At 48.7% G+C, this 23,345-nt stretch carries 33 protein-coding genes; 13 read left to right on the forward strand and 20 right to left on the reverse strand.

The annotated features are described in order from the left end of the window. A partial coding sequence (locus JW878_02040) for a hypothetical protein (protein MBN1761847.1) occupies nucleotides 1-660 on the reverse strand: 660 nt, incomplete at its 3' end. 44 nt (nucleotides 661-704) lie between these two features. Between JW878_02040 and JW878_02045 the strand changes: the two genes are divergently transcribed. Beyond that, nucleotides 705-941, forward strand: a complete 237-nt coding sequence (locus JW878_02045; GenBank protein ID MBN1761848.1) for a hypothetical protein — start codon at nucleotides 705-707, stop codon at nucleotides 939-941. 174 nt (nucleotides 942-1,115) lie between these two features. On the opposite strand, the gene JW878_02050 is transcribed toward JW878_02045, so the two are convergent. Beyond that, the gene (locus JW878_02050) at nucleotides 1,116-1,973 is read right to left on the reverse strand and encodes a deoxyribonuclease IV (GenBank protein ID MBN1761849.1); all 858 of its coding nucleotides are present in this window, start codon (nucleotides 1,971-1,973) and stop codon (nucleotides 1,116-1,118) included. Between the two features lie 358 nt (nucleotides 1,974-2,331). On the opposite strand from JW878_02050, the gene JW878_02055 reads away from it, so the two are divergent. Both JW878_02055 and JW878_02060 read left to right on the forward strand, forming a co-directional pair. After that, the gene (locus JW878_02055; GenBank protein MBN1761850.1) at nucleotides 2,332-2,544 is read left to right on the forward strand and encodes a hypothetical protein; all 213 of its coding nucleotides are present in this window, start codon (nucleotides 2,332-2,334) and stop codon (nucleotides 2,542-2,544) included. Then, a complete protein-coding gene (locus JW878_02060) occupies nucleotides 2,541-3,308 on the forward strand; it encodes a hypothetical protein (GenBank protein MBN1761851.1) in 768 nt (255 codons plus the stop codon). The genes JW878_02055 and JW878_02060 overlap by 4 nt, the downstream gene beginning before the upstream one ends. A 121-nt stretch (nucleotides 3,309-3,429) precedes the next feature. Here the strand turns inward: JW878_02060 and JW878_02065 are convergent, their stop codons facing one another. Both JW878_02065 and JW878_02070 read right to left on the reverse strand, forming a co-directional pair. After that, nucleotides 3,430-3,744, reverse strand: a complete 315-nt coding sequence (locus JW878_02065; protein ID MBN1761852.1) for a divalent-cation tolerance protein CutA — start codon at nucleotides 3,742-3,744, stop codon at nucleotides 3,430-3,432. A gap of 3 nt (nucleotides 3,745-3,747) precedes the next feature. After that, nucleotides 3,748-3,909 (reverse strand): hypothetical protein, encoded by a 162-nt coding sequence (locus JW878_02070; GenBank protein ID MBN1761853.1) that lies wholly within the window; start codon nucleotides 3,907-3,909, stop codon nucleotides 3,748-3,750. A gap of 96 nt (nucleotides 3,910-4,005) precedes the next feature. Here JW878_02070 and JW878_02075 point away from each other — a divergent pair, with 96 nt between their 5' ends. Beyond that, on the forward strand, nucleotides 4,006-4,158 hold the full coding sequence (locus JW878_02075) for a hypothetical protein (protein MBN1761854.1): 153 nt from the start codon (nucleotides 4,006-4,008) through the stop codon (nucleotides 4,156-4,158). A 161-nt stretch (nucleotides 4,159-4,319) separates the two neighbouring features. Further along, on the forward strand, nucleotides 4,320-4,910 hold the full coding sequence (locus tag JW878_02080; protein ID MBN1761855.1) for a DUF2284 domain-containing protein: 591 nt from the start codon (nucleotides 4,320-4,322) through the stop codon (nucleotides 4,908-4,910). Between the two features lie 95 nt (nucleotides 4,911-5,005). Here the strand turns inward: JW878_02080 and JW878_02085 are convergent, their stop codons facing one another. The 9 genes from JW878_02085 to JW878_02125 all read right to left on the reverse strand — a co-directional run bounded on the left by JW878_02085 (nucleotide 5,006) and on the right by JW878_02125 (nucleotide 11,007). Continuing rightward, nucleotides 5,006-5,287 carry a DUF1894 domain-containing protein gene (locus JW878_02085; protein MBN1761856.1) on the reverse strand — a complete coding sequence of 94 codons (282 nt, stop codon included), beginning with the start codon at nucleotides 5,285-5,287 and terminating at the stop codon, nucleotides 5,006-5,008. A gap of 3 nt (nucleotides 5,288-5,290) precedes the next feature. Next, entirely contained in the window at nucleotides 5,291-5,749 is a 459-nt protein-coding gene (locus JW878_02090) for a DUF1890 domain-containing protein (protein ID MBN1761857.1), read from the reverse strand. Beyond that, nucleotides 5,742-6,398: a TfuA-related McrA-glycine thioamidation protein gene (locus JW878_02095; GenBank protein MBN1761858.1), complete on the reverse strand. Its 657-nt coding sequence runs from the start codon at nucleotides 6,396-6,398 to the stop codon at nucleotides 5,742-5,744. The genes JW878_02090 and JW878_02095 overlap by 8 nt, the downstream gene beginning before the upstream one ends. Next, entirely contained in the window at nucleotides 6,355-7,605 is a 1,251-nt protein-coding gene (locus JW878_02100; protein MBN1761859.1) for a YcaO-related McrA-glycine thioamidation protein, read from the reverse strand. The genes JW878_02095 and JW878_02100 overlap by 44 nt, the downstream gene beginning before the upstream one ends. 36 nt (nucleotides 7,606-7,641) lie before the next feature. After that, on the reverse strand, nucleotides 7,642-8,430 hold the full coding sequence (locus tag JW878_02105) for a HesA/MoeB/ThiF family protein (protein MBN1761860.1): 789 nt from the start codon (nucleotides 8,428-8,430) through the stop codon (nucleotides 7,642-7,644). Beyond that, a complete protein-coding gene (locus JW878_02110; protein MBN1761861.1) occupies nucleotides 8,372-8,515 on the reverse strand; it encodes a hypothetical protein in 144 nt (47 codons plus the stop codon). The genes JW878_02105 and JW878_02110 overlap by 59 nt, the downstream gene beginning before the upstream one ends. Continuing rightward, a complete protein-coding gene (locus JW878_02115; protein ID MBN1761862.1) occupies nucleotides 8,515-8,775 on the reverse strand; it encodes a NifU family protein in 261 nt (86 codons plus the stop codon). Before JW878_02115 ends, JW878_02110 begins: the two co-directional genes overlap by 1 nt. 256 nt (nucleotides 8,776-9,031) lie before the next feature. Beyond that, nucleotides 9,032-10,231 carry a GMC family oxidoreductase gene (locus JW878_02120; GenBank protein ID MBN1761863.1) on the reverse strand — a complete coding sequence of 400 codons (1,200 nt, stop codon included), beginning with the start codon at nucleotides 10,229-10,231 and terminating at the stop codon, nucleotides 9,032-9,034. A gap of 191 nt (nucleotides 10,232-10,422) precedes the next feature. Then, nucleotides 10,423-11,007, reverse strand: a complete 585-nt coding sequence (locus tag JW878_02125; GenBank protein ID MBN1761864.1) for an adenylate kinase family protein — start codon at nucleotides 11,005-11,007, stop codon at nucleotides 10,423-10,425. A gap of 382 nt (nucleotides 11,008-11,389) precedes the next feature. On the opposite strand from JW878_02125, the gene JW878_02130 reads away from it, so the two are divergent. The 3 genes from JW878_02130 to JW878_02140 all read left to right on the forward strand — a co-directional run bounded on the left by JW878_02130 (nucleotide 11,390) and on the right by JW878_02140 (nucleotide 14,322). Further along, the gene (locus JW878_02130) at nucleotides 11,390-13,693 is read left to right on the forward strand and encodes a PGF-CTERM sorting domain-containing protein (GenBank protein MBN1761865.1); all 2,304 of its coding nucleotides are present in this window, start codon (nucleotides 11,390-11,392) and stop codon (nucleotides 13,691-13,693) included. 111 nt (nucleotides 13,694-13,804) lie between these two features. Further along, nucleotides 13,805-14,071 (forward strand): type II toxin-antitoxin system HicB family antitoxin, encoded by a 267-nt coding sequence (locus JW878_02135; GenBank protein ID MBN1761866.1) that lies wholly within the window; start codon nucleotides 13,805-13,807, stop codon nucleotides 14,069-14,071. Continuing rightward, the gene (locus JW878_02140; protein ID MBN1761867.1) at nucleotides 14,068-14,322 is read left to right on the forward strand and encodes a type II toxin-antitoxin system HicA family toxin; all 255 of its coding nucleotides are present in this window, start codon (nucleotides 14,068-14,070) and stop codon (nucleotides 14,320-14,322) included. Before JW878_02135 ends, JW878_02140 begins: the two co-directional genes overlap by 4 nt. A gap of 53 nt (nucleotides 14,323-14,375) precedes the next feature. Here the strand turns inward: JW878_02140 and JW878_02145 are convergent, their stop codons facing one another. Then, nucleotides 14,376-15,011, reverse strand: a complete 636-nt coding sequence (locus tag JW878_02145; GenBank protein ID MBN1761868.1) for a DUF1847 domain-containing protein — start codon at nucleotides 15,009-15,011, stop codon at nucleotides 14,376-14,378. 55 nt (nucleotides 15,012-15,066) lie between these two features. Here JW878_02145 and mtnA point away from each other — a divergent pair, with 55 nt between their 5' ends. Next, nucleotides 15,067-16,059, forward strand: coding sequence for an S-methyl-5-thioribose-1-phosphate isomerase (mtnA, locus tag JW878_02150; GenBank protein ID MBN1761869.1), 993 nt, complete (start codon nucleotides 15,067-15,069; stop codon nucleotides 16,057-16,059). A 15-nt stretch (nucleotides 16,060-16,074) separates the two neighbouring features. On the opposite strand, the gene JW878_02155 is transcribed toward mtnA, so the two are convergent. Both JW878_02155 and JW878_02160 read right to left on the reverse strand, forming a co-directional pair. Continuing rightward, nucleotides 16,075-16,296, reverse strand: a complete 222-nt coding sequence (locus tag JW878_02155) for a MoaD/ThiS family protein (GenBank protein ID MBN1761870.1) — start codon at nucleotides 16,294-16,296, stop codon at nucleotides 16,075-16,077. A 13-nt stretch (nucleotides 16,297-16,309) separates the two neighbouring features. Further along, entirely contained in the window at nucleotides 16,310-17,251 is a 942-nt protein-coding gene (locus tag JW878_02160; protein MBN1761871.1) for a nucleotidyltransferase domain-containing protein, read from the reverse strand. A gap of 78 nt (nucleotides 17,252-17,329) precedes the next feature. Here JW878_02160 and JW878_02165 point away from each other — a divergent pair, with 78 nt between their 5' ends. The 3 genes from JW878_02165 to JW878_02175 are packed head-to-tail and all read left to right on the forward strand — an operon-like array spanning nucleotide 17,330 to nucleotide 18,708. Beyond that, on the forward strand, nucleotides 17,330-17,704 hold the full coding sequence (locus JW878_02165) for a 4Fe-4S binding protein (protein ID MBN1761872.1): 375 nt from the start codon (nucleotides 17,330-17,332) through the stop codon (nucleotides 17,702-17,704). Nucleotides 17,705-17,748: 44 nt separating this feature from the next. Beyond that, nucleotides 17,749-18,213: a riboflavin synthase gene (locus JW878_02170; GenBank protein MBN1761873.1), complete on the forward strand. Its 465-nt coding sequence runs from the start codon at nucleotides 17,749-17,751 to the stop codon at nucleotides 18,211-18,213. 60 nt (nucleotides 18,214-18,273) lie between these two features. Further along, entirely contained in the window at nucleotides 18,274-18,708 is a 435-nt protein-coding gene (locus JW878_02175) for a 6,7-dimethyl-8-ribityllumazine synthase (protein ID MBN1761874.1), read from the forward strand. Between the two features lie 27 nt (nucleotides 18,709-18,735). Here JW878_02175 and JW878_02180 read toward each other — a convergent pair whose 3' ends face one another. The 4 genes from JW878_02180 to JW878_02195 all read right to left on the reverse strand — a co-directional run bounded on the left by JW878_02180 (nucleotide 18,736) and on the right by JW878_02195 (nucleotide 22,516). Beyond that, nucleotides 18,736-19,899, reverse strand: a complete 1,164-nt coding sequence (locus JW878_02180) for a DUF4402 domain-containing protein (GenBank protein MBN1761875.1) — start codon at nucleotides 19,897-19,899, stop codon at nucleotides 18,736-18,738. 199 nt (nucleotides 19,900-20,098) lie between these two features. Beyond that, complete coding sequence (cobD, locus tag JW878_02185) at nucleotides 20,099-21,004, reverse strand: cobalamin biosynthesis protein CobD (protein MBN1761876.1); 906 nt, start codon at nucleotides 21,002-21,004, stop codon at nucleotides 20,099-20,101. Next, nucleotides 21,001-21,369 (reverse strand): hypothetical protein, encoded by a 369-nt coding sequence (locus JW878_02190; protein MBN1761877.1) that lies wholly within the window; start codon nucleotides 21,367-21,369, stop codon nucleotides 21,001-21,003. Before JW878_02190 ends, cobD begins: the two co-directional genes overlap by 4 nt. A gap of 154 nt (nucleotides 21,370-21,523) precedes the next feature. Continuing rightward, on the reverse strand, nucleotides 21,524-22,516 hold the full coding sequence (locus JW878_02195; protein ID MBN1761878.1) for a hypothetical protein: 993 nt from the start codon (nucleotides 22,514-22,516) through the stop codon (nucleotides 21,524-21,526). A gap of 81 nt (nucleotides 22,517-22,597) precedes the next feature. Between JW878_02195 and JW878_02200 the strand changes: the two genes are divergently transcribed. Next, entirely contained in the window at nucleotides 22,598-23,317 is a 720-nt protein-coding gene (locus JW878_02200) for a UPF0280 family protein (protein MBN1761879.1), read from the forward strand. Nucleotides 23,318-23,345 lie beyond the last annotated feature (28 nt).

Genomic DNA, 23,345 nt, shown 5'->3' on the forward strand with positions numbered 1-23,345 from the left:
ATCCTCCTTTACAGAAAAAGAAAGAAAAGAGGACTCATAAAAACGAATACATCGATGTGTAACCTTTTTTGGTTTACTTAACAGTTTACCCTTGCTCCACACACTGGTTCCCAGCATCGCGCCCAGAGTAATGAATCCCACGATATGCTCAGCGCGTTCAGTAGTGGTGTCGGTGGCGCCTAGACCAACGAAATTGGAGATGGCGATTGGAATAACGGTAATACCAACCATTGCCACCACCGTGCCGGTCACCTCAGGCGGGAAGAGAACGCGAAGACGATGTATTGCACGTGAGAGGAAGACCTCAAAGGTACCTGCGATCGCAGTCATGCCAAAGAGGAGCGAAAGCCCGCCCGTTTTGGCGGCGAGCAGTGATGCGGAGAGATATGAGGGGCCGCATACTGAGGGACAGAGGTACCCCGACCCGATGCCCCTTCGATTCAGCGCCTGGAGGATCGTGCCGACACCGGCCGCGAGCAGGGACATGCTGACCATGAAATCTGCCTGTGCAACCGAGCCACCGATTGCACGGACAATGACGACGGGGAAAATGAGTGCTATGGTAACAATGAAGATATGTTGCACGCCGAGGAGCAGGCATGCGGACAGCGGCGGCGTGTCATCAACACCATAGATGAGTTCTGGCGGTTTCTTCGGCATCTCTCCTCAATGTATTGGTGAACTGCCTTTTAAAAAGATTGGTTATGCTTCAAGAGGGGATCACAATAGGAAAGCTCACGCTCACGTTGCATCGCGTCAAAGACCAAGTGACGGGACGGATCTTCGTGCCGATGGACGCACGCATCGAGTTTGATGGAAAGCGGATCTATCAGGGGGACATCTCGATGATCAGCGCTGATGAAACGTACAACTCTACCATCCGCACGGGCTCGTATCCGAGATCATCCATGCTCAGGAGTTTAACGCCACTGGCAGAGTGATAACGTGCTAGATAATAACTAGCTATATTCATATAAAAATCGAAAATAAGCTTGAATATTGCTTATTTTTATTAGTAGATTCGTGCTAAATTCCATATACCCGCATGAGTTATCCGTCAAAATTCGTTACAACAATTGATTCTCAGTAGTCACCATTACGATGCCGACGAGTCTTCACGCTTGACCCGCAAGCTCCCGCACTTTCTCCAGATTCCCTAGATCATCTCTTCGGTCATCCACCGGTGTTTCCAAAATCAGCGGTAGTTCCCTGAGCCATGCATCGTTAAGAATCACTCGGAACCCATCCTCGCCAATGTACCCGAGTCCGATATGCTCGTGCCGATCCAATCGCGAGTCCAGACCGCCCTTTGCGTCATTGAGATGCACGAGCTTGAGCTGTTCGAGCCCTAACACCTCGTCAAAGTGCTGGAGCGTTTTATTCAAGCTCTCTTCAGTACGCAACTCGTAACCAGCGGCAAAGGCGTGGCAGGTATCGAAACAGATGCCGATCCGGTCCTTACGCTCAAGACGATCTATGATGTGTCGGATGTCCTCAAACGTGCCGCCCATGCTGTTCTTCGTCCCCGCGGTATTCTCCAGGAGCAGCATCACGCCGTTAGCTTCATCACCTATACCACTAAAAGCCGTGTCGATTGCATCCACAATCCGCTGCAGCCCTGCCTCTTTACCCGATCCGCGATGGCTGCCGAGGTGCGTGACGAGGTAAGGGATCTGCAAAGCGTTGCACCGTTCCAATTCCTCGGTAAGCGCAGCTACTGATTTGGTATATACGTCATCGGTCGGTGCAGCGAGATTGGGGAGGTACGGCATGTGGTCGACCGGGGGGAATATCCCCGTACGGTTAAGTTTCTCAATGAATCGCGAGATATCAGTCTCGGTCAGCGTCTTGATCTTCCAGCCGCGTGGATTTCGTGAGAAGATCTGGAACGTATCGCAGCCTTTCTCCTGTGCTCGATCCACGGCCTTATCGATCGAGCCTGCGATTGAGACGTGAACACCAACGCGAACCATGAGCTTTTCCCTCGCCTTTCAAGGAGACAAAAGGTGTTTCGATCAAAAAAGGGTTTGGTTAGATTTATTCCACCCTGAATGTCCGTAGGGGTTTTGATACTCGCCTCACTAAAAGCAGCAAAATAAGCAAAAAGTAGGAGTGGAAAGATATTTAAGCTAAAAAGATAATTTCGTTTGTAAGCAATTGAAAATCTCAATCCATCTGGAAAGATGGAGAGGCTGGTGAAAAAATAGAGGGGAAAAATGAATACGGGCTCCGTAATCAAGTACAGGGTGTGTGACTTGTAATGTTTTGAGTAAGAGAACTAAGACTGAGGTTTATAAATGTCTAAACTGTGTTATTGGAGGTATTTAAAGAATGGTAGAGCAAGTTTTTAGATTATTAAGACAAAATGATTTAGGTTATGATTATATTGAAAGCTTAAATGAGGTAGACCATCTCTATTTCACTCATAGATTAAATTATAAAAAAATGGATTATCAGGTTATCTTAGCTTTTGAGAGGAGGAATTATTCAGCATTTGTCCGTAAATTATTTTTTGCTTTACCTTACATGTTCTCAAAAGATTGAATATTAAAATACCAAGTAAGTTATTATTGGCAGAAAAGATTTATTTTTTTGATAAAAATGGAGAGTTAATAGGAGATAGATCTATACTAAAAGAGTTATATAAGCTTATATGGGCGCATGAATTTCTTTATACGGCACCACCTACAAGAAAATCTTCAAAAATAAAAATGCGAAACTTTAAATATTTGTATGATACAATCAAAGAGAGACCTGATTCAATCAATTACCCCGATACTCAAGATGAACTCAAAAATAAAATTTCGGGAATTTCAAAAGTATTAGATAAATCTGATTTAGACGTATCTTTTGCTCTTTATACCCTTTATGATAATGCCTACAAAGGTCATACTATTTCTCACGAGATATCTCATCACCCAAGCACTGAAAAAACACAAGAATTAAAAGAAAAACTAATTATTTTGAAAAAGCAGTTAAAAGACGCAAAAAGGTTGCTTGAAAAAAGAGTGGAAATTTGGCCAACTTTTGAATCTTTAGTGAATCAGTATGTTCAAAGGAATAAAGAAAATGAAAGATACAAGAATGCACTAATAAATGATTTTATTTCGATATTATTTCCACTAAAATTTTCTAATACCCTAAATACCTTCCTAAAAGACGTATCTAAAGAATTGAAAAGTAATTTTATAGGTCATAAGAGTATCCAAAAGGTCATAGATTCTTGTAAAGAAGAACTTGATTTGCTTGGTAACTATATTAGTGCTATTTTCAATCCAAAAATCTCCATAAATAAGATAATAGTTTAGATAAAACAAATCAAAATGAGATGGGAAGGCCGACTGAAATAAAAAGACCTACTAAAAGATTATAGAGCAATTTGATAACTTGTCAAAACTGGATTTTTATTGTGAGAAGAAATCGACCTTTTCACCCTACCGACTCCTCTACCCATTCCAGATACTTCTCATACCCGGCGATAATCGGCAGTGCGATAATCTCCGGCACGTCGTAGCTGTGCACTTCCTTTATCCTTTTGATAATCTTATTGATCATACTCTTCTCGGTCTTTATTATCAGTAACGCCTCGTTATCCTCGCAAACCTCACCTTCCAACCGGTAATACGAGTTCACCCCGGTAACATTCACACACGCAGCTAACCGTTCCTCGACCAGCGTCTTCGCTATCTTATCGGATTCCTCCTCGCTCGCCGTGCAGAACAGCACGCAAAACTCGTGCTTCATTCTCTACCGCGACTTGGAAGCAAGCTCTTCCACAATCTCACGCGGCAACTGCTTGGCTACGTCGATCTTCTTCACACAGTGGGTCTTTATCCCTCGCTTCTTGGCCTCCGCGTTTAAATCCTTCGCCTTGATTTTCTTTACAAACTCCTCCAACTCATCACCCATACGCATCACCACCCCTTTTAGTTGTTCTTTATACTTATATTATAGCAATTCCCAAGTTATGTATTAGAGTGTGTAGATGTAAAGGGGGTGATCGTGATGTGTAGTGTGGGAGGTGGCGACTTCAACCTTGAGGTTGAAGAGTTAGAAATGGAGCAATACAAGTGCAAAGACTGCGGTAACAAGTTTAACGGGATGGGCGAGGATGTTGTCTGCCCTGGTTGCCAGTCACCAAACGTTGAGAAATTATAACGTGCACGGTAGGTGCTTCATCGTAACGGATGATATTCCGTTGTATGTGATCAGATAGCGCGCGCTAAGGATTACTGGTATGTTATTTATAAATAGCACAGCGGCGCATAAGATTACGTAAAGTAGCGATAAGATCTAAGGATCGGGACGAGCGAGTGAAGATGAAAATGGAATTAAATACTCTGTTGGACGAATTGAAGCACATCCATTCGGATTTTAAACTGATCGCCACTGATACGATTGAGGTAGAAGAGTGGGTACGGTGGAAATGCCGGTATGGCTGTAAAGCGTATGGCAAGCACTTGAACTGCCCGCCGTATGTTCCTTCGGTCGAAGAGGCGAAGCGACTCATACAGTGCTACGAGAAGGCGATACTCGCACGATTTGATGCGCACCCGAACCGCGACGTGCAGCCTTCACACATCCATCATTTCCTCTGGGATGCGATAAAAGAGCTGTATGATACGATGTTCGAACTCGAGCGGAACGCCTTCCTCTCCGGCTATTACAAGGCTCTCGCACTGGTCGGACTATGCTGTGCCTACTGCGATGACTGCATACCAGAGCGGAAGGAGACCGTTTTAGATCAGGCACCGAAGCGATTCTGTGCGCACCAGCAGAAAATGAGACCGGCTATGGAGGCCTGCGGCATCGACGTGTTCCAGACGGCTCGGAATGCCGGCTATGAACTGGAAGTGCTCACCTCACCCTATGAAAAGATAACCTTCTTCGGCTTGCTCCTGTTAGAATAACCGCAATCGAACTTCGAATCATGCGGTTATCACTATGAGAAATTACGCTTGATTCGTGACTGTTCGGTCGCCGCGTGCCCGAACATAGATAGAGCTTACACCACCCGCTTCTCTTTCACCAATCTTTTAGCCTCGCCTTCATCTTCGATCTTTAAGACGAACGTTCCATGACAGGGCTTCACGTACGGAAATATAACATAATTATCTTTGGTCCCTATAAAAATAGGCGGAACACCGATCAAATAAACATCAAACAGCTTATATCCTGGTTCTACCTGGTATACGTCTTTGTAGTTCTTCTGTATATATTCTCTGCCCTCTTTGAACGACGTGCGCGATAACAAGATCTTATAGTCCATCAATTCGATACAGCCCATGTTTTATCTCAACTCCTTTATCGTTGCGTCTATCCGCTCCTTCAGTGGCATCGGGTTATGAACCGCTTTGGCAACGAGCTTCTCGCACTCGAAATCGATCTGCCCTGCGAGTGTTTCCGCATCCCTCCCGAAGATGATCGCGAAGAGTTTCGCCTTTGATATGCTACGGATAGTAGCGAGATACGATAACCCGGCATCGTTATGCACGAAAACGGCGCACAGATCGAAGTCCAAACGCTTCTCCGCAAGCGCCCCTATGCACGTATCCAGATTTTTCATCCGCTCTGCATCTACATAACATCCTCGGGGGTCTGAGACTTCCAAAAGGCGAAGCGCAGCATCTGTTCCCGCAACGAAAACTTCCAGCCCGGCCTCTTTCAGCTCGCTCGCAAGATAAAGCGCCGTGCCCGTTTGAACCGGCAGTTCCGGGCAGCCCAACAACAGCAACGCCTTTTTAGTCATTCTCATTCACTATCTCCTGTATCCGTTTCAACGCTTCGATCGCGTCTGCTCGCTTCAAATCTATCCTTCTCTCGCTTAAAAATACCCGTAGCTGCGTCAAGTCCGCTTTCAGTTCCGCCTCCGCAGTTGCTAGTAACCGCTCATAATCCCGTTCCGGATAATACAACGATTTGGCAACCGTCAGCAGCTTTTCCGCCTCCGCTTCGCTTATGAGATCCGCCTTCTCGGCGAGGCCAAGATTGTAGCGTATATTCACGAGCGGTTCGGAGACCGGCTCGAGCGTCTCGGGATCGTAGAGCAACGCGACCTCATCGTCTGAAACCAGCTCGCCTTTCTTATATTGCTCATATATTGCTCCAACGCCCTCCATACCATAAAGATCAAGTTCAGAAGCTCGTAAAGCGCCCATACTCGATGCTCCTATCACTTTCACACCGTTCTCTAACGCGTACAGGATCTCGCGATGCGCGATCGCACAGGCTTGAAAGAAGACACCATCTATCAACCCGATAATCCGCGCACCTTCTTTTACCGCCATGAAAATGTCGCCTCGTGCTGCAGGCGGCTTGTACTCGGCATCCAGAATACCTTTTGCGGTTTCCGTATCAAGACTCGGTCCCAGGAACACGACTACGTTGCTTTCGTGCATTTCTGCACCTCTCCCCTATCCGCTCACCGTCAACGCCAAACATCTCCAGACCCGGCACGATCACTCGCACTACGGGCACGCCAATCTCCGCTCGCGTTAAATCCACCACGATCACGCGCTCTAATCCCGCAGCCCGTAACCGGGTCATTACGTATTTTATATCCTCGAGAAAATCATCGTTATCTCGCGAAACGGAATCCAGCGCATCCAAATCCTCGCTATCCGCTATATCGAACCAGTGCTGGTTCTGCTTTCGCATCCACTCATAGCCCATCACGCGCCTCAGATCTGCAGTGGTCGTATCTTCTCTCGCACCGTGGATTTGCGTGAGCCTGCTCTGTGCGACCTCCGTAATCGCTCGCTTTATCGCGACACGCGCATTCGTATGCGTACCCATCCCGATGGTGAGCAGCGTGGGATCTTTCAGCATGATATCGTCCGAGACGGCCGCAAATGTAGGTATACCGATGTCACTCGTTATGTCCCGCACAAGCACGGAGACCTCAGCATTCAGGAATTTATCGATGAGCACGCGGATATCACCGCCGTCTACGTCCACAGCAGGGCCCGGCCTGCGCGTTATTTCCACCAGAGACCACGCGTCACGTTCGATCACCTCAGCAAGCCCGTGAAAAATCGCCTCCTCCAGCTCGTTTCCGCCCGCCAGCCCGTTCGTGTTCGTCCGGAACAGTCTGACCTTATCGTATCGAGCAGGTAAGGGATGGAATACCGCGTTCGCAGGCACGTATATCTCCTCATCATTCATCAAATCATAACCTTCCACCCACGGGATACGGACATCCTCGATGTCCCGCACGTAATCGGGAAGAATCAACTCTCGCGGTTTTAACACGTTCTCGTGCCCACGCCCCTGCTCACGCTCACAAAGTCCTGCATAGCTATCCACAAGGAGTTCCTGATCGCCGATTTCCGCGGAGTACCGTTCCACAGCCTCCATCATTGCGGACACTTTCGCCTCCGCCGCCGTCGTTCCTTTGCCGTTATACACCGAAATGGCGCCGCCCTCTGCGGTTGGTCGTATGCTTGAGAATACCGGTATCCCGATTCTATCCAGACCGGTTATGTCCGCAACGCGGGTAACACCGGCCACGGGCAACGTGGGATCCACACGAGCACAAGTCTCCTCCGGAGGTACTGCACGATGCGTCCCTTTCTTATAACCCTTGATGCAGGACTTCAGTTTCATTCTTTTTAATAAATGAGTGTTAAACACTGTACGCTATTATAAATCAGCACAGTAGAAATCAGCACAATCGATACATTCCAGGTTCCGCTCGACCACAAACTCCTCCATCCTTGTATCCAGACCATCCCAGACCAGGAGCCTGTTGGTCAACAGCTCTCCCACGCCTACTATATATTTCACCACCTCGGTTGCCTGGATACAGCCGATAACGCCGCAGGTAGCGCCGAGTATCGGGAACGTTTCCGGTGGATACTCTTCTGGGAAGAGGCACCGTAAACACGCGGTCTTTCCGGGTATTATCGTGGTCGCCTGACCTTCGAATCCGTACACCCCACCGTGAAAGAGTGGTATATCCTTCTCTAACGCAACCCGGTTGAGCAAGTAGCGCGTTTGAAAGTTGTCCATCGCGTCAACGATCGCATCAGTATCGCCAACGATCTCCGCAACGTTCTCTTCTGCTATCCGCTGACCCGTCACCACTACGTCCACGTCTGAATTCATCTGGGAGAGCTTCTCTTCGAATGATTCCGCTTTACTCTTACCGATATCTTTCTCCCAGTGCAATATCTGGCGGTTTAAGTTGCTCAACTCTACTGTATCATCATCAATGACCTGAATCCTTCCAACTCCAGCAACCGTTAAATACGTCGCGGATACCGAGCCAAGCCCACCAGCGCCTGCTATGGTAACTGTTGCCCTTTTAAGCTTCCTCTGACCCTCTTCTCCAAATATCTTTATCTGTCTCGCGTATCGCGCTAATTCAACTTCATCTACCGCAGCAACAGCCACCGCATCCACTCCCCTCAATCCTCTTATAGAAGACATAGCAATCGCGGCACATCTGTCGCCCGTAGAGCTCCATCGGGTCGTCCGTTTCCTCGCCACAGAGTTCGCATTTCACCATTTCCATCACCGCCTCATTATCGTTTCCCACTGCTCTCTGGGATCGCTGGCCGAGATTACTTTCTTCACTTCCGGAATCCGGGCTTTCAGCGTCGCTTCGACGAAGTTCACCAGCGTGAATTGGCTCATTGGACAGCCTGCACATGCGCCTTGTAACTGAACCTTCACCACACCGTCATCCACGCTCACCAGTTCGATGCTGCCACCCTCCAGCGCTAATAATGGCTTTATCTCTTTCTCGATTACTTCCTTCACTTCTTCGATCATTTATACCACTTATCTCTATAGTAGTTGGTATATAAAAATGCGGTATTTTAAAGAGGAAATCGGGTCAAAGAGAGGCTCTTTACACGGTGCCGTCCGTAAACCGGTTCAGCACGAGGTCACACCGAACCCCGTGAGGTAGGTCATCGTTGCCTTTCAGGTGGGGCGGAGCATATAAAGGATGGTTGTGGGGCTCTTAAATTCCGCTATACGCTAAGTTGAAGGAGGAAACGACAAATCGAGAATTAGTGACGTTTACTTATGAGCGAGCGAGGATGATCTTCGAGAGGTATTTAGCCAGGGCGACGATCGTCAGTATAGGCGGGGCACCGGGCGATGCGGGAAGCACTGATGCGTCCGCGACGTACAGCCCGTTTATCTCGGTTGCCAGGTCTTTATCGACCGCTTCGCCGATTCGCGCTGTACCGCCAGGATGCGCGCCCCGTAACGGAGTGGAGACAAAGGTCTTTGGATCGGCACCGGCTTCTTCTAATAGCGCGCCTGCAATAGCCGTCCCCTCTGCGATCCGAGCTGCATCCCTATTCTTTATACCTTTCTCCACGTCGTCATCCACCGCTCCTACTTCTTCATCCTTTATCTTCACCATTAGCCCGAGTACGTCCTCCTGAGAGGCCCTTACCCTTTTCTCTTCCATTCTCTTCACTAAATGCTTGGAAAAATGAGGAGACAAGATGAAATCCTCAAAGGATATAAGAGCATTCATTGTCACTTCCTTGTTCTGTTTTATTCCGTCGAGAACGCCGCCGATAGTGACGAAGGTGTCAACGAAGAGGTTTGGCGTGGTCGGCAGTCCCTGCTTCTTAAGCAGCCGTGGCGTTTCCAACGCGCCTGCGGCGAGCACGACGATATCGGCTGAAAGGACCTTATCCTTGCTTATCACACCAATGACGTCGCCTTTTTTTAGTAGTACGTCATCTACCGACCGATCTGTTAGTACCGTTGCACCGTTCCGTTCCGCCTCCTTTACAAAAGCGAGTGCACTCCATTTCGCACTGTGCGGGCAGCCGGATGCGCACTTACCGCACGGTACGCATTTCGCAGGATCAATGAACTTCGGCATCTTCTCCACGATGAATCCAAGCTTCTCAGCAGTCGCCATGATCCTTCTGGTGCCGTCGCCGAAGTGCGAATCGGGAAGGGTTCGTACGCCAAGCTCTCGCTCCGCTTCCGCGAACTCCTCTTGCAGATCGAGCCCCAGCACCCTTAACTCCTTTTCCAGAACCCGCACGCCGTTTCCCCCTGATACCATAGTGGTACCACCTAAACAGCAGGTCCTCAGAATTTCTACGTCGGCGCCAACATTTGCATAGCATTGAGCGGCGTCTTTTCCGTCTGTTTCTGGGCCTTTCTCTAGAAGGAGTACCTCCATGCCTTTGGCAGATAGCTCCTTTGCTACCGTAGCTCCACCGGCGCCCGAGCCCACAACTATTGCCCGCATCGTTGGTTCTATCCTCTCATAGGTGTGTATAATAAGGGTGGAGAGGTAATGAAATTAGTTAGCGACGGTGTTGAAACCTTCCTTTAGCGATTTTTTGATTTACCGTTCTTGCCAACCTCCGTCTTTGTTCACCTTTTGGACGTATTTCTTGCACGTTAGGCACGATATTTATTCGTCATCATAGTGATACATTAGGTGCCGTCGAGCGCGAAAACCTGCTCGATGAAGCGCGTCCAATCCACCGACCCGGGCTTGTACGTCTCTCTGAGCGCTTCCCTTCTCTCGCTTCCGCTTTCTTCTTCTTCTTCACGCTCCACCTCAGCATCAATAATCGCGCGCACTACAGCAGCCACGTCTTCTACGCTCTTATCCGTTGTATCCACTTCATAAACAATGTCGCACAGCTCTACCGCTTCCGCCAGTATAATATCCAGCGTTTCCGCTTCCACGTTCTCCTGAATCTTCTGCGGTGGAAAGCCCTTCTGCTTCAGCCGCTCAATAAGCACCGCAGGATTGGCACGCAGCACGAGTGTGACATCAGGCTTCAGAAGATGCGCTAAGTGGCCCTCTATTACTAACAACCGTCCTTCTTCTTTATGCCGCACGTATTCGTCCAGCTTATCGAGATCCGCAATTAGAGATCCCCTTTGGGAATCCACACCGGTATAAAAACCGTTCTCCGCTATGACGCTATTCAGATCCATACAGTCAAGTCCACATGCTTTGCACACACTTGTCTTTCCCGTACCGGGCGTCCCCGTGATAGCGACGATCATTCAACCTTTCTTAAAAAGAAAGTTTGATCAAAGAAAAGCGAAAAGGATATAAAGTACGAGCATCAAAAATATCACACTCATCTATACAACCCTTTTCTTCGCTACCGCTCGCAAAAGCGTTGACGGAACAGGGCTTCGCGGAGATGAGAGCGCTTACGGCATAGCGCTTTATAAATAATGTCGAAAAACCGAAAAAGATAAAAGTATAAGAAGATAGTAAAGGATAAAATAGAGAACAAGGGGGAAAAGGGAGATGAAGCTAAAGGCGAAGGTGAAAGGGCAAGGTAGGAGTGCCACTGGCACTTCGAACCGCACGCTAAACCGAAAGCTTTATATACCCCCTTTTCTATTGGAAAAAAATTAGGAGGTGAAAAGTAAAAAAATGAAAACAAAGATGATAGGCATTACACTAGCAATAATTATGCTCGCTTCGATCTTCGGCGCTATGGTGCCGACGAGCGCACGCACAACAGCTACCGATATAGTACTAGGTGACACTGTGTATATCGGCGAGCAAGGGCTTACTTTCGGCGCTACAGGCGCACTGGAAGGTGTTCCTGGTACCACGACCGAAGATGCATCTCCAATAGCACTTTCAGCAGGCATGACGGTACCATCCACAATCAAAGGTAAATACTTTGTAGATGCTAATTCCAACAGTGTGTTAGATGCCGGCGAGTTCTATGTATTCATAGACGAAGCCACCATTACGGGAGATGTCATATTGAATTCAGCAGCGCAGGATTCCATAGCTGGAAAGACTGTTCCAACAAGCTCGGAAATAGTATTCAAAGTACAGGCGAATATCGGCGATAAAATACCCGGAGGCTTGGTTGATATCACGCTTACTGACCCTGATGGCGTGCAAGTCCCAAGTGTCGATGGACAAACAATGAGTGACATCCCGATACTCGGATCCAGCATGTTTATCGGCGATCCGGCACCAACGGTCACAGCGCCAGCACCTTACGGCGATGCATTAGACTTGACAGGCATGAAATTGGGGACGTACAAGGTAACCTTCAAGTTAGATAAGACGAGCTGCAACTTACTCTCCGCTTCATCTGCGACAATGGAATTCACCATTCGCAGTGAAGATCTTTCGATAGAGGCTACAGATGACACCGTTGCAAAAGGGAAGGACATGGTCTTAGTCGTTAACGGAAACCCGAGCACTAACTATTACCTTATAGTGACCGATGTAAAGGAGGCGGAACCTCCCGCGGTAAAACTGGCAGGTGATGTTAAGGTACTAGATGCTACCGGGGCTGCATCTGAATCAGGAACGACACCTAACTTGGCAGCATGGGTAAAGACCGGTTCAGACGGTATTGCCGATGTGAAGATCTCGACAACGGGCTGTGACGCGCGAACCTATAAGATAAAGGTGTATGCGGCAACCTATCCCGCGTATGGTAACTTCGATAAAGACGCAACGGTAACCAAAACAGACGACGCAGATGTCAAAGTGGCCGTAGAGAAGGCATCGGTGACCTTTGACGTGCCGACGAAGGTGATCATCGGCGAAGAGCTGGAGATAAACGGTGCGATTAGCGCTGGCAGCAAAGTTGATGTCATCGTAAAAGATCAGACAATTGTATCTAACGACAAGGCTGTAGATGAGAGCAAGGAGTTCACCGTGAAGTGGGATACCTCAGGAGCGACGACCGGTTCGTACACCGTCGAGGTGTACATCGACAAGCCAGCGTTAGGGGCACTCCTTACCGACTACAATGGCGTCGATCCAGACGGCAAAACCACGGTTCGATTAATTGAACCGGGGCTTTCCGCTGAGCAGGCGAGGAATGTGATTGCGGAAGACGATGACTACACCATAATGGGAACAGCAACCGGAGTTTCCTCTGTTGACTATATACTCGTAGGCCCGAAGGGCTGGAAGAAAACAGGGACCGGAATGGGTGTTGTTAACGGTCTAGTTAAAGCATCAGCAACCGTAACCGATGACGAGTTCGAGGAAGACGAGGCCATGATCGAAGGGTTAGACACCGGTGTCTGGGTTGCAGTTGTGCTTTCACCAGGGCGTGATGGCGTGTACCAGACGGGAGATCCAGCCGGCGCGTTAGATCTGACAGGGCTCGTTGCCGAAGGTAAGAACCAGCAACAGATTCTGGAGATAGTCGAGGAGAAATTTACAGAAGCAGGAAGTGACGACATTATGAAGACACTCTCCTTCAAAGTCGAGTCTGGCTACGTGAGATTGGATCCTGTTGCGACCGTAGGAGTTGGAGATCCTTTGAACATAACGGGAACAACCAACAGAGAGCCGGATACCACGATAACCCTTTCGACCTTTGCGGGACCAACCGACTTACTGGCTCTGACAGATGTCGTTTGGGATGATGCGGATACGGGAACGTTCTCCGCAACAATCGACACCTCGGATGCCGCTGAAGGAACATACACTTTAGAGGCAGATGATGGTGATGGCAACACGGATACCGTAACGGTGACCATTGGCGCAGCCGCACCAACCGCAGCACCAACCGCAGCACCAACCGCAGCACCAACCGCAGCACCAACCGCAGCACCAACACCAGTAGCAACACCAACCGCAGCACCAACCGCAGCACCAACACCAACGCCTGAAGAACCAGGCTTCGAAGCGGTGTTCGCCATTGCAGGCTTGTTAGCCGTAGCTTACCTCGTACTGAGGATAAAGAAGTAAAACCAAACCAACCACAAGTAAAAAGGAAAAAGGTTTTGGGAGGGGATTTTTTTATCCCTCTCTTTTTGTTTTTTATTAGTATTTTTTATTAAAAGGGAGTGTGTGGTGGAAATGAAAACATATATCTTCAAGGTAATCATAGAGAAGGACTTTTTTGATGATGGTAGAGAAGCCTATCATGTCTACGCGCCTGCATTAAAAGAGAAAGGTGCTGCTACCTGGGGATATACCAAAGAAGAAGCCATTAAGAACATTAAAGAAGTAATTCAGATGGTAGTAGAAAGCATGCTAGAACACCATGAGCCACTACCAAGCGAAGATACAGCTTCCGATATGGTAACGGTGTCACCGGAGCTCAGGGTATCTGTGACGGTATGAGCACAATTGATTACCGTCGGCTCCGCTCTTTGAAAGCCAAGGATTTAATTAGTGCTGTGATAAGGGACGGTTTTGAATTTGACCGGCAAAGGGGTAGTCACCATCACTACTATCATATTGACAGCCGGCGAGTAACTATTTCTTTCCACTCTCCCGCAGAAACTTTTCCACCAAAAACGTTAAAGCGCATAATTGAAGAGCAGGCAGAGTGGACTGAAGCGGACCTTCGGCGTTTACAGCTTCTTAAATAAGAGGTGCAAAAAGTGCAAAAATAACAGAAAAGGGGATCTTTTATCCCTCTTCTTTATTCACGTGCAGGTTCTCGCAGCTTGCTGAGATAATATCCTGAGTATAGAGCCCCAAGCGGGTTGTGAGCGAGCACACGATCTTTTACCGCAAAGGTCGTTACCGGCGCGTCTGAGTAGCGGGTAAACAGAAGGTCGTGTCCTATGCACAAACCTAAAATGACGTTTAACTCGGTCTTTTCCTTGTTCAAAATGAGTGCCTGCCCGATTGGATTGCACATTGCTTCTACTTCTTGTATCGTCTCTGTGCCGGTTACTCTTCGGTTAGTAACGGCACTCGCCTTGTGGAGCCGCTCCAGCTCGTAGTGAGATTTGTCAATTCCGCAGACCTTGCAGCAGACCGAAGAGACTTCGAAATGTTGTGAGAGAATAGTACAGAGTTTTTCTGCCTCTGTTTCAAGCCCGATACAAAAGGCAACACCCACCTTTGTATAGCCCATCTCTCGTGCGTAGAGCATCAACTCCTCTATGCGGGTCTTCTTCATATAATAGCGCGATTCAATACGCGCGGAAACGCGCAGCGACTTCAAGACTTCTGCTGCATCTTCTTCGTATGCCGTTTTCGCTTCTTCTGCAATTTCCGTACAGTCCTTGCCTTTCGCACACGCTTTCTCTCTGCAGTTCGCACAGTTCATAGTCATATTTAAAATATCCGCTTCTTTTATGGTAAGTGAAAATGAGTGCGGTACGATGAGAACGATAACGTGGGATGACGAAAAGGCGGTAGTGAAACTCATAGATCAGACGGTACTGCCTGCAGATTATAAAATTGTGGCGTGTGCACAGGTGGATGAACTGATCGCTGCGATACAAGAATTGAAGGTGCGGGGTGCGCCTGTGTTAGGCGCGGCTGGTGCGTTTGGCGTGGTATTGGCATGCAAGAACGTGCGTGATGCAGCTGCGGTTAAGAAGGAGGCACATAAGCTGCGAAACGCGCGACCAACCGCTGTGAATCTCTCGTATGGGGTTGATAGAGCGCTAGCGGCCGCATTGCGTGGCGAGAACATGCAGGAGATGATGCGATTGGCGTTGGCGGAAGCGAAACGGATCGCCGAGGATGACGTGGCAGCGAACAAGAAGCTTGGAGAATACGGAAGTGCGCTTCTGGAGGATGGCGATGTCGTGCTGACGCATTGCAATGCCGGTCGGCTCGCCTGTGTGGATTGGGGCACCGCGCTGGGAGTGATACGAACGGCGATCGAGAAGGGTAAACGGATAGAAGTGATCGCATGCGAGACGCGACCACTCAATCAGGGCTCACGACTCACCGCGTGGGAACTGCTCGAGGATAACATCCCGGTGACGCTTATCACAGACAGCATGGCTGCGGCGTTGATGCGAGCAGGGCGAGTGAATAAGGTGCTGGTAGGTGCAGATCGAGTGGTGAAGGAAGGCGTGTTCAACAAAATCGGGACGTACATGCATGCCGTAGTGGCGAACGCGCACGGTATACCGTTTTACGTTGCCGCGCCGCGTTCTTCGTTCGATACGGAGCGGAGTTATACCGAGGTAGAGATAGAGGAGCGGAGTCCCGAGGAGCTCTTATTCTGCGGCGAAAAGCAGATCGCTCCACGTGACGTGAAGGTTTACAATCCTGCCTTTGATTTCACACCGTTTGCGCTGATTGAAGCGGTAATCACGGAGGCAGGTATAATTCGGCCTGCTGATTTGGACGGGATGTAAACTCCTGATCCCGGGCTACCCGACAGAAATAATTCTGATGATCGTTATTTCAGCACCGGAATCCGCACTATCAGCCACTGGTTCGTCCTCAGGCACGGGCTCACCGTTGCGCAAGACAAGAACTTCTTCAGGATTGATGGTCAGCTTCTCTAATACCGTCTCGTAAGTATCCGCGTTCGAGATCTCTAACCTCTTCTCTTCCTCGTTCTCCGCACGTATCTTCACGTTTAAGATCATTAATTAGCTCTCCCTAAACGAACGAGAGCGAGCGAATCCATTCACCCTTGGCCTCTCGTGTGGTGCCCACAACCAATCGCGTCTCATGCTTCGTCTGCTCCAACACGCCACGAGCTTCGAGCGTTTCGCCCGCCAACGCCTGCCCGGTATACGTATGCGTGAACGAAAGAACCTTGTTCACCTCGGGATGCTCGATTTCGTAGATCGCTGGACTATCGAACGAAAAAGATGCATCTGTTACCTCCGCCATTATCGTCCCGTAGCCCAGTCGTTCGCCCGGTTCATAATTCCACATATCCAGCAGCAGTAACTCTTTCGGGTCACGCACGTAGAGGATATCGAAATATGTGCCGCCGATCGCGCCTCTGTGCTCTTTCCTCAGCTCGTGCGCGAGGAACTCCTCATAACTCAACTCCGGCTTCCGTTTACGGTAAATCTGTTGCCACAACTCATCGTTAAGCGCGGTGAGCAGTCCTGATTCAGTTGCAGCTTTAACGAGCGTTCTCGCTTTGTCGAAGTTCGCACGCCCGTACACGACAAAATCGAGATCCGAATTCGCTCCGTTAAGACCACACAAAAAAGAACCGGTAATGCCTATGCGCTCCTTTGCGATACGCTGTCCAAGGAGTTCGTACACAGCTCTGGCGTGCTCGTTACGTGCAGCGACTTCAGGTAGCCGCATCTCTGGCCTGAGAATCTCCTTCACGTCGCCTTTCGGGACCACATGCACGTCTTTGACGTATTCCAGACGATGCTCTCGTAGGAACTCGTACGCACCGTAAAAATCCAATTTCCGGTATCGTCCACGCTCTGAGATGCGCTCGCCCTTCTCGTCCGGGACGTAGCGCAAGAGGCAGCGTAAGTGCTCGCCGCCCAGATCATAGCTGACCACCGAGAAGATCCAATCCTGCTTCGTCACCACGAAATCCCGTATCCGTGCTCTCAAGCTCTGCATACCATACATACTCGCCCCGCCGTCAGTCAATCAATCCTACACTTTTATAAAAACGAAAGAGAAATATAAAGCAGATAAATGAAGCTGCTATTGAAATTCCCGTTATCTCTGGATGAAATGCCCTATACTGCTGAGGTTGTGCTCGAGACGGGTGTGAAATTAAGCATAGATAGCGCAACGCGGGGAGAGCTGATCGTTGATGTTCCGGGGAATAAAGTGGACCAGGTTGCGGAGCTATTCAGAGAGAAAGGAATCGAAGTGCGGAAATTAATGAAGCTGATTGCCTGGGATGAGGGGCGGTGTGTGCATTGCGGTGCGTGCATTGCCGTCTGTCCTACCAAGGTATTCTCGTTCGATCCCTCGTGGTGCCTCGATTTGGACGAGGAGAAATGTGTCCGTTGTGAGGTCTGCGTAAAAGCGTGTCCGCGTAGCGCGTTAGTATGCGTGAGTTAGCTGCTGATTGATTAATTGAATGAATGAGAGGGTAGATGAGGGAGATGAAGAAAGTAGGCGTTACGGATACCACGTTCGCGCGGTACGACATGGGTGCGGCAGCGATAGACGAGTTGCGGAAACTTGCGTCCGTAACGATAGAGCGGTACACTGTCCCGGGCATAAAGGATCTGCCAGTGGCTGCGAAGAAGCTGATCGAGGAGAGAGGCTGCGAGATCGTCATGGCGCTGGGGATGCCGGGGCCCAAGGAGATAGACAAGCAGTGCGCGTACGAGGCTTCGACCGGAATTATCACTGCGCAGCTCCTCACGTCCACGCACATCATCGAGGTCTTTGTCCACGAAGATGAGGCAGAAGATGATAAGAAGCTCGCGTGGCTTGCCGACCGCCGTGCGCGCGAACATGCGCAGAACGTTATCAAACTGCTCTTCAAGCCACAGGACCTGGAGCGCGAGGCAGGCCAGGGCAAACGGGAAGGATTTGAGGATGCAGGGCCCTTGAGGGTATAAGACGTTTTTATAACGTTCAACCACGTTATAGTATTAGAGAGAGAATGGTAAGGGGTTAGAATGGCAAAAGGAAAAGAAGCTGAAATAAAATTGGGTTTCGTCGTCTCGGAATTTCATCGGGACATCACCTATCAGATGGAGATACTCGGGAGAGAGCATGCCTCGTTTCTTGGTGCGACCGTTTCGCATACGGCATATACGCCGGGAACCTTTGACATGCCGTTAGCGGTGAAGAAGATGCTCGCGGAGGGGGACGTCGACGCGGTCGTTACACTTGGCTGCATCATCGAGGGCGCGACGGGGCATGATGAGGTCATTGCATCGCAACTGACGAGAAAAATCATGGATCTTTCGCTGGAGTACGATAAGCCGGTGACGTTGGGCGTAGCAGGCCCGGGAATGACGAGATTAGAAGCACAGGAACGGGTAGATTATGCCAAGAGGGCGGTCGAAGCAGCAGTGAAGATGGTGAAGCGACTAAGGGAGAAGGCATAAAGAAGTACCAACACGTGCTTGTAAATCTCAGTCCAATTTAGCATCTTTTACGAAGTTAACAACCAACTCAGAAAGTGCTGTCTTCAGTTGCTCTTTAACTATCTCTTCCTGATCCGATATCCGAAGAAGCGAAAATAAAAATTTACCTTCGTTACCGTAGTTTACAAAGCAGAGCGGCGTTATTTCTTTCCCGATTTGCCATTTTTCAGGTTTTACAACGGATTTAACATTTTTCTCTACTATTACCGCCCTAAAAACCTTAACCCCAAACATCTCGGTTCTTACTTCACTAAATTTATCCGCGAATTCAACGTCCCAGATGTCTATTATGTGTAAGTAGGGGTTGTCATTTTCCTTTTTAGCTCTCAGATTGTAAGATCTACCACCACTAGTGTTTAGGGTTACTTTTCCATTCGTCGGATTGAGTATTATTTTAGCAAAGTTACCGTCTTCTTCGTTGGAAATGAGGCAAGTATTACCACCATCGTTCATAGATACTGTCGCGTTTTTGACCCAAGGAATATTGTAAATATTACTAAGAAGCAACAATAGCTTCTCACGTTCAAGAGCGGAGATATTATTCCAGTTCAACGAATACTCGGTGCTGATTACTCTTAATCCCAATTTTTCCATTGCAGGTGTGCGTTCAAACGGTCTTGCAGGTTCAAGTCTTTCTATTCTTCCATCGCTTGCATATTTTATGCCGTAAACGGGCGGTGGCGTTTCTATTTTTCTTCCGGGCTTAAGTGATGCATTATAAGCATAATAGCCAAATATATCTTCAACACTCACAAATAATCCACCAGTATACACATAATTAAATATTTCAGTCAGAGTATCAAAACTTTTTAAATCAGACTCTGGATAAGTACCCCCATAAGGGTTTATTATTGCAGCATAAGTACCAAAATTCTTATTTGTTTTGATTAAATCTACTTTAATCTTCACTCCAGCCGTCTTCGCAACTTTTTCTATCTCTTTTTTCCATTCTTTAGGGGGAACACTCCCGTATTTTTCTTCTTCTCTGATATCGTTTAATATACCTACTTTAAAGCCTAAAAATTTGCAACTCCTTCTCTTTTTATATAACCAGCGTAAAGGGGAAATTACTTCAAACCCTACAAGAAGGCAAAACAAGGCGATTGCTGCCAATGAAACAAGAAAGATAATTTGTCCTTTTGTTGATACCACAATGCATGTATTAAGAGACGATATGAGTGAAGTCACAAAGAGACTAATAAGTGTACCAGCTAAAATTAAAGCTAACGATCTCCAAGCGGTTGTTTTCATTTTGCTTTGCGGTGATTTTATTTTTTGGAGTATATTGCCTCTACAATTTTTGTCTGTTTTCAGAAAAGTTAGAACCATATAAATAAGTTCCGTAATTTATTCATACCACTGAGCAAAGCAGCACAAGCACCGCGAGGCAAATAACGGCGAACAGAACAGACGAGAACTTCATTACTCGTATCGCTCGTTCGATATCCTCTTCTGATGCCGGCTCGAATTGTTCGCCTACGACATAGTGCCCCGCTTTCTCCAGCTTTACGCATAATGCGAGGCTCATTGCCGCTATTGTCACATGAACTCCTTTGGGTACCTTAACTGCTCGAAACGCTCGCCAATTTGAATGACTGGTTAGCAGTATTAAGCCCGCTGCGATCCGTTCCGGTACGTAATTCAGCACATCATCCGTTTTCGCAGAGAACCAGCCGAAATGGAGGTATTCTTCGGTCTTGTAGCCCACAACGGCGTCCAAAGTGTTGAACACGCGATACCCCAGGGCACCACAAACGCCGAAGAGCGCAAAATAGAAGAACGGCGCGATAACACTATCGGTGAGGTTCTCCGCTACCGATTCGATCGCGGCGGAGTCGAGATGCGCGTTATCCAAGGCTTTCACGTCTCTACTCACGATCTTTCCCACTGCAGCTCGCTTCGCTTCCAAATCCGGTGCTGCCATCGCATTCCGGCCGAACCGCTCCAAGCCTTTTATCGTGAAGGTCATCTTGAAGACGAGTGCGCCAACAACGATGTATATCAGATCACCGGGAGCAAGAAAGAGCAAGAGACATGGCACAACGAAAATCGTCAGTATGAGCAGTGGATATACCACACCACGCACCTTTTCTCTTCGCGCGTTTCCACGGCTCGTCCTTCGGTCAAAGAAATACATCAGCCGGCTTATCCACACAATGGGATAAAACCTGTCCAGCTTCTCGGGCGGGTCGCCTACGGTCAGATCGATAACGAGTGCAATGACGATGATAAGGATATGATCAATGGTGAAATTCATTTTCTCGGCTTCGGTGGATATTTCGCTTTCAACCGTACGAATAGTTCCTTGAGCTCTGGCAGTCGTTCCTCGAGCTCGTCAACGGTCGCTATGCCAAGTGCCTCGAACGCCTCCAGCAGCGCTTTTGCAACGTCTGAGCGATGTATCCAGAAGCACTTTGAGCAGCCCCAGATACGGTCATCGTCCACCTTCTCCACCCATTTACCACCGACTTGCTCGTCCTCACAGGGATAAAACGGGCAGAAGCACCACGTGCAGTCCTGCCCCGTGAAATGGCAGGGATAATAGTCACACGTCTCATCCGGTCCGACAAGTTTCTTATCTTCCAGCACCTTCTTCAGGTACTCATAAGCAAGAGGATGCATTTTTCTTTTTTCGTATTCACCGTCCTCTCTTGATACCTGCCTGCATATAATCAACGCCCTAACTGCTACTTATAAGATTCCCTTTTTGATCCCCGTACTGTACCTACCTGCCGGCCAACTGCATTACGTTAACTAGTGCTTTACCTCAAGGTAGCTATCTATCGACTGAGGGGAGGGGTGAGGAGTATCCGCAGATAGTGCAATGTAACTTGTTTTCCGGCAGTCCCGCCTTGCAAAGGGGGCATACATCCTTTCCAGTCCCTCTCGGCTTCGGAATTTCGCCCACAACCCTCCGGTAGATTTCGTAGAAATAGAGATGCTCTTTATTCATAAATGCCATCCCGTATGCTCGCTTTTTCGCCTCAAATTCACTATCTGGGATTTTCTTCTGGATAACGTCCCGGAGCTGTGTTGTGCCGGAACCGAACTCGATCGGCTCTTTCGCGCGCCAGGCCACTTCCCCCAACGCTTCTTCAAAGGCCGTTCGTAAGAGCCACTTGCCGTATGTTCTACCGTCTCGCTCCCTTACCTTCAGCGCAGGATCCACATCAACTGCGAAGTCGATAATTTCTTTATCGAGATACGGTTGTTTAATCTCCACGCCGAGAGAAGCTCCGAGCTTGTTCGAGGAGAACCACATCGTCCTCGAGATGGTCTCAATATATCGGCTTAAAGCGTCAGGGGAGAGCGCGTGCATGTACGAATATCCGGCAAAGAGCTCGTCTGCGCCATCGCCGGTCATTACGCTTTTTATTCCAAGTGACTTTGCCTCTTCTAACGCGACGTAGATGGTCAAATCGTTAGGAAGCGCAGGATCAAAACTTCTCACTGCTTTTACTACGTCCGGCAGCTTTTCCAAAGCTTCGGTTTCTGTTATACAAATCACATGGTGCTCATATCGGAACTTCCGTGCTATTTTCTGCGCATAGTCAAGATCCCGTGCACGAGCCCCCGCCAGAAAAACGGTAAACGCCTTCTTGCTCATTTTACCCGTATCGTTCGAAAGAGCAGCCAAAATGCTCGTGTCTAACCCGCCGGAAAGCAGCAGTGCCTCTGCATCGTTCTTTTTTACTGCATCGCTCAACAGGGCTCTTAGCTCTTTACACGCTGCTTCTTCATCCATCTTTATCCTCGTCATCTCACGCATGCGTGACTCTTCGAAACGGAAGAATTGCTAATTTAAAGTAAAAGGAAGGAATGATACTAAAATACAGCGACAGGAGCGAAAATGAAGGAGAGCTTCCGGCTAAAGGAGACGTTCGTATGGATAACCGCAGATGAAGAGAGATATATCGAGATAGCAAAGGAGGAAATAATACGGCGAAGGCGAGATTTGGAGCGGTTCGTGCGCTGGCATCCTTATTTCCTCGTCACGTTCGAACGGTATCGGACAGAGGATGAAGTTGAAGTGGGTGATGCTCGAGAACCGGGTGAAATACCAGAGATCACGCGGAGAATGATAGACGCTGCGAGTAGATTCAGCATAGGGCCGATGGCCGCGGTGGCGGGCACGTTAGCCGAGTTCGCCGTGGAAGCGATGCGTGATGCCGGCGCGACGTACGCAATGGTGGATAACGGCGGGGATATTGCTTTGATCAATGATAGGGAGGTGCTTGTGGGGATCTACGCGGGCTGGAGTCGATTTTCGAACAAAATTGCGCTGCGGATAAAACCCTCGCACGCTTTAACAGGTATATGTACGTCCTCTGGAACGGTCGGGCATTCGATAAGCTTTGGAACCGCGGATGCCGCAACGGTGATCAGCGCGAGTGCCTCACTATCAGATGCCGCCGCTACTGCGCTCTGCAATGCTGTCACGGACGAGCAATCGATCAAAGAAGCGTTCCGTGCAATCAACCACGTAGACGGGATTGAAGGTGCATTGGTGATCTATAAGGACACGCTGGCAACGTGGGGAAACGTGCCTGAAATTGTGAAAACGAAATAAGTTGGACAGTACGGCGAGTGGCCTGGAA

The sequence above is a fragment of the Methanomicrobia archaeon genome, assembly GCA_016930255.1.
Taxonomy (GTDB): Archaea; Halobacteriota; Syntropharchaeia; order Alkanophagales; family Methanospirareceae; genus JACGMN01.